The organism is Cellulomonas septica (genome assembly GCF_012396155.1).
Lineage (GTDB): Bacteria > Actinomycetota > Actinomycetes > Actinomycetales > Cellulomonadaceae > Cellulomonas > Cellulomonas septica.
This window is the reverse complement of the sequence record NZ_JAAXOY010000147.1, coordinates 1-6,592: the sequence shown is the minus strand read 5'-3', so window position 1 is coordinate 6,592 and position 6,592 is coordinate 1. Positions and strand designations below refer to the sequence as shown.

5 protein-coding genes and 1 pseudogene are annotated in these 6,592 nt (G+C 74.1%); all 6 read right to left on the bottom strand.

Annotation, left to right across the window (positions count from 1 at the left end):
* Positions 1–378 (bottom strand): annotated as a pseudogene (locus HGA02_RS07720) (hypothetical protein); the annotation flags it as partial.
* 293 nt (positions 379–671) lie between these two features.
* A complete protein-coding gene (locus HGA02_RS07715; protein WP_168678535.1) occupies positions 672–866 on the bottom strand; it encodes a hypothetical protein in 195 nt (64 codons plus the stop codon).
* A 184-nt stretch (positions 867–1,050) separates the two neighbouring features.
* On the bottom strand, positions 1,051–2,559 hold the full coding sequence (gene araA / locus HGA02_RS07710) for an L-arabinose isomerase (RefSeq protein ID WP_168678534.1): 1,509 nt from the start codon (positions 2,557–2,559) through the stop codon (positions 1,051–1,053).
* Positions 2,556–3,323 carry an L-ribulose-5-phosphate 4-epimerase gene (locus tag HGA02_RS07705; RefSeq protein WP_168678533.1) on the bottom strand — a complete coding sequence of 256 codons (768 nt, stop codon included), beginning with the start codon at positions 3,321–3,323 and terminating at the stop codon, positions 2,556–2,558. The genes araA and HGA02_RS07705 overlap by 4 nt, the downstream gene beginning before the upstream one ends.
* Before the next feature lie 96 nt (positions 3,324–3,419).
* Positions 3,420–5,015 carry a xylulokinase gene (locus HGA02_RS07700; protein ID WP_168678532.1) on the bottom strand — a complete coding sequence of 532 codons (1,596 nt, stop codon included), beginning with the start codon at positions 5,013–5,015 and terminating at the stop codon, positions 3,420–3,422.
* 222 nt (positions 5,016–5,237) lie between these two features.
* On the bottom strand, positions 5,238–6,227 hold the full coding sequence (locus HGA02_RS07695; RefSeq protein WP_168678531.1) for a LacI family DNA-binding transcriptional regulator: 990 nt from the start codon (positions 6,225–6,227) through the stop codon (positions 5,238–5,240).
* Positions 6,228–6,592 lie beyond the last annotated feature (365 nt).

Here is a 6,592-nt window from a genome sequence, read left to right as displayed (position 1 = left end):
CACGACGCGCTCGACCACGGGCTGCGCCACCGGCGCAGCGACGCGCTCCGCGACAGGCTGCGCGACCGGCGCCACGACGCGCTCCACGACTGGCTGCACGACCGGCGCGACGACGCTCTCGACGACGGGGTGCGCGACGGGCGCCACGACGTCCTCGACCAGCGCGGGCACGACCCCTGCGAGCCCGGTCGGCGCACCGCCCGTCGCCGCGGCCTGATCGGCGACGACGTCAGAGGACGACGGTTCGGCGGCATGAGCGCGAGGTGCTGACAGGACCGCTTGCACGAGGACGACGAGGGCGAGGCCGACGAGCGCGAGGAGGCCGCGCAGGAGCCACGTGGCTCCTGTGGCCGTCGCATCGCTGCGTGTCGTCGACATCGTCGTCACTCCCCCCTGAGCAACTTCTCCGTGCGACCGACGGTACGAACACCGGTTGCGCCCAGCAACCGCAGCGACGTCCGGTCGTGGGCGAGGCGACGGGTGGTCGACGGCCGTCCCGTCGGCGGCGTCGGCGCAGGTGGGCACCGGTCGGCGGGGAGCCCCTCCTCGGCCGGACTCGCGAGGAGCAACCCCGACGCGTCACCCGTTCGGACCAGCGAGCCGTCCGGACGGGGGCGTACGTGACGGCGCGTCGAACGGTCGACCAGCCTCCGTCGCCGGTGTCGCTCAGCTCAGACCGCGCACTCGCAGACGAGGTTGTACTCGACGACCGAGTCACCCTCGTCCGGACGGGCCCACGCCTCGGCGTCGGCGCGCGAGGCGAACTTGCGACCGGCGAGGCGGCCGTTGGCGAGCAGGACGCTGAACTCGATGAGGGTGCGCGGGTCGTCCAGGTCGACCGTCGCCGTGCCGGGTGCTTCGCTCATCGTCCGTCCCTCCTCGTGACCGCCGCAGACGTCGCGCGGCGGCTCGTCCTCGACAACGCCCGGCGGGGGTGCGGCATTCCGTCGGCCGGACGCCACGGACGGGTCCGACCACGAGGGTCGGACCCGTCCGGGAGGCGCCGGTGCGACGCCGGGAGCGGTGCGCGGTGCGGAGCCGCGGACCGGGTCAGAGGCCCTGGGCGAGCCGCCAGTAGGCCTGGTTCCAGCGGACCTGCTCGCGGAACCCGCGGCGGGTCGTCGACTCGTCGATGACGAGCAGCTCGGTGCGCGCGATCTCGGCGAAGTCCTCGAACACCTCGATGCCGACGGCCGTGGACAGCACGGTGTGGTGGGCGCCGCCCGCGGTCAGCCACGCCTCGGCGGAGGTGCGGAAGTCGGGGCGGGGCTGCCAGACGGCACGCGCGACGGGCAGGTTCGGCAGCGCGGCGGTCGGCGGGACGACGTCGACGACGTTCGCGGTGAGGCGGAACCGGTCGCGCATGTCGGCGAGCGACACGACGACGCCGACGCCCGGGTCGGTGTCGAACACGAGGCGGACGGGGTCCTCCTTGCCGCCGATGCCGAGCGGGTGGATCTCGAGCGTCGGCTTCGACGTGGTGAGCGTCGGGCAGATCTCGAGCATGTGGGCGCCGAGGATGCGCTCGTCGCCGGGCGTGAGGTCGTACGTGTAGTCCTCCATGAGGGAGGCCCCGCCGGGCAGGCCCTGGCCCATGACCTTGGCCGCGCGGACGAGGACCGCGGTCTTCCAGTCGCCCTCGGCGCCGAAGCCGTAGCCGTCGGCCATGAGCCGCTGGACGGCGAGCCCGGGGAGCTGGCGCAGGGCGCCCAGGTCCTCGAAGTTCGTCGTGAACGCCTTGGCGCCGACGGACTCGAGGAAGGTGCGCAGCGCGATCTCCTGACGCGCGCCGTAGCGCAGCGACTCGTGCTGGTCGCCGCCGCGGCGCAGCGACGGGACGACGTCGTACAGGTCCTCGTACTCGGCGACGAGCGCGTCGACCGCGGCGTCGTCGACGGCGTCGACCGCCGCGACCAGGTCGTTCACGCCCCACGTGTTGACGGAGACGCCGAACCGCAGCTCGGCCTCGGTCTTGTCACCCTCCGTGACGGCGACGTTGCGCATGTTGTCGCCGAACCGGACGAGGCGGAGCTCGTGCGTCGCGGCCCAGCCCGCCGCGGCGCGCACCCACGTGCCGATCGACGCGCGGACGGCGGGGTTCGACGCGTGCCCGACGACGGTCTTGCGCGCGGTGCCGAGACGCGTCGCCATATACCCGAACTCGCGGTCGCCGTGGGCGGCCTGGTTGAGGTTCATGAAGTCCATGTCGATGGTGTCCCACGGCAGCTCCACGTCGGCCTGCGTGTGCAGGTGCAGGAGCGGCTTGCGCAGGGCGTCGAGGCCGGCGATCCACATCTTGGCCGGGGAGAACGTGTGCATCCAGACGACGACGCCGAGCACGTTGTCGTCCGCGTTCGCGTCGAGCGCGGCGCGCCGGATCGCGGCCGAGTCCTTGAGGACGGGCTTCCAGACGACCGTCGCGGGGACCTCGTCGGAGTCCTGCAGCAGGCGCGCGACCTCCTGCGACTGCTCGGCGACCTGGCGCAGCGTCTCCTCGCCGTAGAGGTCCTGGCTGCCGGTGAGGAACCAGATCTCGCGGTCGGCGTAGGGCTTGGTCATCGGGCGTTCTCCTGCTCGGTGTCGGTGGTGGTGCCGGCGGCGGGGGCGGCGGTGCCCTGGCCGTAGACGTTCTGGTAGCGGTCGTACAGCGAGTCGACGTGCTCCTGCGCGATCGGCAGCGGCTCGCCGAGCTGGCGGGAGATGTGCACGGTGCGCGCGACCTCCTCGACCATCACGGCGGCCTTGACGGCGGCCTTCGCGTCGCGGCCGATCGTGAACGGGCCGTGGTTGCGCATGAGGACGGCGGGGCTGCGGGACTCGCGCAGGGTCTCGACGATGCCGCGGCCGATGGAGTCGTCGCCGATGAGCGCGAACGGCCCGATCGGGATGTCGCCGCCGAACTCGTCGGCCATCATCGTGAGCACGCACGGGACGGGCTCGGCGCGCGCGGCCCACGCCGTCGCGTAGGTCGAGTGGGTGTGCACGACGCCGCCGACCTCGCTCATGTGCGTGTAGACGTACGCGTGCGCCGCGGTGTCGGACGACGGGGCGCGCGTGCCGTCGACGAGGTTCCCGTCGAGGTCGCAGACGACCATCGACTCGGGCGTGAGCTCGTCGTACGTCACGCCCGAGGGCTTGATGACGAACAGGTCCCGCGCGCCCGGGCCGGCCGGGTCGACCACGACGCGCTGCGAGACGTTGCCCGCCGTCCAGACGACGAGCCCCCAGCGCGGGAGCTCGGCGTGCAGGCGCGCGACGACCTCGCGCGTGGTGGCGACGGCGGCGCGCACGTCGTCGGGGTAGGCGTCCAGGGGTGTCGTCATGCGGGTCTCGCTCCGTGTCTCGTCGTCGTGCGTCGTGCGTCGTGCGTCGTGCGTGTGCGTCGGTCCGGCGGGCGGTGGGAGGTGCGGGCGGCAGCCTCAGACGGCGTCCGCCGCCGCCTGCGCGATCGCCAGGCCGGCCGTGTAGCGCTCGATGTAGGCGGTGAACCCGCGCACGTCGTCGGCGTCGGGCTCGACGACGTCGACCTTCGCGTCGGCGAAGATCCGCGTGCTCAGGTACGCGCCGAGGTCGAGCTCGTCGGACGCGTCGAGGTAGGCGGCGAGCACCGCGATCCCCCACGCGCCACCCTCGCTCGCGGTGTCGCCGACCGCGACGGGCGCGTCGACGGCCGCGGCGAGCAGCCGCTGCGCGACGCCCGCGGTGCGGAACAGGCCGCCGTGCGCGAACAGCGCGTCGACCTCGACGCCCTCCTCGGCCAGCAGCCGCATGCCGAGGCTGAGCGTGCCGAACGCGCCGTAGACCTGCGTGCGCGCGACGTTGGCGAGCGTGAGGCGGCTGTCGGGCGTGCGGACGACGAGCGGGCGGCCCTCCGCGAGGCCCGCGATGGGCTCGCCGGACAGGAAGTTGTACGCGAGCAGGCCGCCGCCGTCGGCGTCGCCGTCGAGCGCCGCGCGCAGGAACGTGCCGAAGACCGCGTCGGCGTCGGTGTCGTGGCCGGACGCGACCGCGAACTGGCGGAACACCTCCGCCCACGCGCCGAGCTCGCTCGCGCCGTTGTTGCAGTGCACCATCGCGACGAGGTCGCCCGCGGGCGTCGTCACGAGGTCGATCTCGGTGTGCACGCGCTCGAGGGCCTTCTCGAGCACGATCATCGCGAAGATGCTGGTCCCGACGCTGACGTTGCCCGTGCGGGGCGCGACGGCGTTCGTCGCGACCATGCCGGTGCCCGCGTCGCCCTCGGGCGGGCAGAGGACCGTGCCGGCGCGCAGCGTGCCGGACGGGTCGAGCAGCGCGGCGCCCTCGTCGGTGAGGCGCCCGGCCTCCTGACCGGCGCCGAGGACCTCGGGGAGGACGTCGGCGAGCCGCAGCCCCGGGTGGCGCTCCGCGACGAGGTCGTCGAACTGGGCGAGCATGCGCGCGTCGTAGTCGCGCGTCGCGGGGTCGATCGGGAAGACGCCCGACGCGTCGCCGACACCGAGGACCTTGCTGCCCGTGAGCTTCCAGTGCACGTAGCCGGCGAGCGTCGTGACGAACGCGACCTGCGGGACGTGCGGCTCCTCGTCGAGCACGGCCTGGTAGAGGTGCGCGATCGACCAGCGCAGCGGGATGTTGTGCCCGAACAGGCCCGTGAGCTCGGTGGCCGCGGCCTCCGTCGACGTGTTGCGCCACGTGCGGAACGGCACGAGGAGCTCGCCGTCGGCGTCGAACGCGAGGTAGCCGTGCATCATCGCGGAGACGCCGAGCGCGCGCAGGGCCGTCGGCCGCACGCCGTGCTTCTCCTCGGCGTCCGCGAGCAGCGCCGCGACGGACTCCTGCAGGCCGGTCCAGACGGCGTCGAGCGCGTACGTCCACGTGCGGTCGACGAACTGGTTCTCCCACGCGTGGCTGCCGGTCGCGAGGACCGTGCCGTCGGCGGCGACGAGGCACGCCTTGATGCGCGTGGAGCCGAGCTCGATGCCGAGGGTCGTCTCGCCTGCGCTGATCGCGTCTCGTGCCTGGGCGGGGTCGACCATCGTCGCGGCTCCTTCGTCGCTGGTGGCGGGTGCCGACGACGTGCCGGGCACCCCTCGCTCGTGCACCGTCAGATCGCGGTGCGTGAGCCAATGTTAGCGCTCACATCGGGTGGACGGTCCAGCCCGGAGGTCCTACGCCACGCTCGGTCGCGCCGCGTCGTGCGCGGTCCGCCGCACGGCGACGTGCCCGGTCCGACGACGTCGCCGACGCAGCGTGTCCCGTCACGCACGGGCACCGCTGCTCACCCGCACCACGAGCTCCGCCGGGATCAGCCGGTGACCCGGGTCGCCGCCCGACATCGCCGTCTCCAGCGTGTCGATCGCGAGCAGCCCGAGTGCCGAGAAGTCCTGCCGCACCGTCGTCAGCGGCGGGACGTAGTGCGCCGACCCGACCTCGTCGTCGAAGCCCACGAGCGCCACGTCGTCCGGCACACGCACCCCCGCTTCCCAGAACGCGTGCAGCAGACCCAGCGCGAGCTGGTCGTTCGCCGCGAACACCGCGTCCGGCAACCCCTCGCGCACCAGGCGGCGCCCCACGTCGTACCCGTCGGACGCACCCCAGCCGACGACCACCGGCTCGTCGACCGGCACGCCCGCGGCCGCGCACTCCGCGCGCCAGCCGACCAGCCGGTCCTGCGCGTCGAACCAGTCCTGCGGACCGGCCACGTGCAGCACGCGCGACCGCCCCGCCTCGAGCAGGTGCGCGGTCGCGAGCCGCGCGCCCTGCTGCTGGTCGACACCCACCGCGTGCAGGTGCGGCTCCGACGGCACGTCCGCCGCCGACGACACCACGACCACCGGCACCGGGGAGTCGAGCGCCGCGAGCACGTCGACCGCCTGCACCGTCGGCGCGATGATCGCCACGCCGTCGACGCCCTGCCCCAGGAAGTGCTCGAACGCGTGGTGCATCGCGTCGCCGTCGAACTGGCGCAGCGTCGCGACCGACACGAACCAGCCCGCGACGCGTGCGGCCTCCTCGACCCCGACCAGCGTGCTCGTCGGCCCGTAGAGCGCGGTCGCGGGCGTCACGACCCCGACCGTGCCCGTCCGGCGCGTGACCAGCGCGCGCGCCGCGCTGTTGCGGCGGTAGCCGAGCTCCGCGATCGCCGCGAGCACCCGGTCACGCGTCTCCGGGCGCACCGACGGGTGGTCGTTGAGCACGCGCGACACCGTCTGGTGCGACACGCCCGCGCGGGCCGCGACGTCGCTCATCGCCGGTGGCCGGCCCGTCGTCCCGTTGCGCGCAGCGGCCGGGCGCCCCGTCGCCCCGTCCGTCCCGATCTCGGCCACGCCGCCTCGACTTCCCGTGCTCGTCCGGGGTCCGTCCCCGTCCGCCGTCCGTCGCCTCGCGACGTCCGTCCCGCCAGTCCTACCGCCTCACCGGGTCCCGGGAGGCCCGATCGCGCCGACCCGTGCCGTCGCGCCCATGTTTCGATAGTCCACGACCCGCATCGTCGCCCCTCGTGCCCCGTCGCCACGCTGGTCCGGCGCGGCGCGGGCGACCCGGCGCCCGGTCGAGCGGTGGTGCCGTCACCGACTCGTTTCGACGCGTCCGACGGGCGCGCGCCCCTGCTCCG

Bases quoted from the DNA above. Each gene is read 5' to 3' on its own strand.
- HGA02_RS07715 (WP_168678535.1), bottom strand. From the start codon at position 866: ATGAGCGAAGCACCCGGCACGGCGACGGTCGACCTGGACGACCCGCGC.
- HGA02_RS07705 (WP_168678533.1), bottom strand. From the start codon at position 3,323: ATGACGACACCCCTGGACGCCTACCCCGACGACGTGCGCGCCGCCGTC.
- HGA02_RS07695 (WP_168678531.1), bottom strand. From the start codon at position 6,227: ATGAGCGACGTCGCGGCCCGCGCGGGCGTGTCGCACCAGACGGTGTCG.
- araA (WP_168678534.1), bottom strand. From the start codon at position 2,559: ATGACCAAGCCCTACGCCGACCGCGAGATCTGGTTCCTCACCGGCAGC.
- HGA02_RS07700 (WP_168678532.1), bottom strand. From the start codon at position 5,015: ATGGTCGACCCCGCCCAGGCACGAGACGCGATCAGCGCAGGCGAGACG.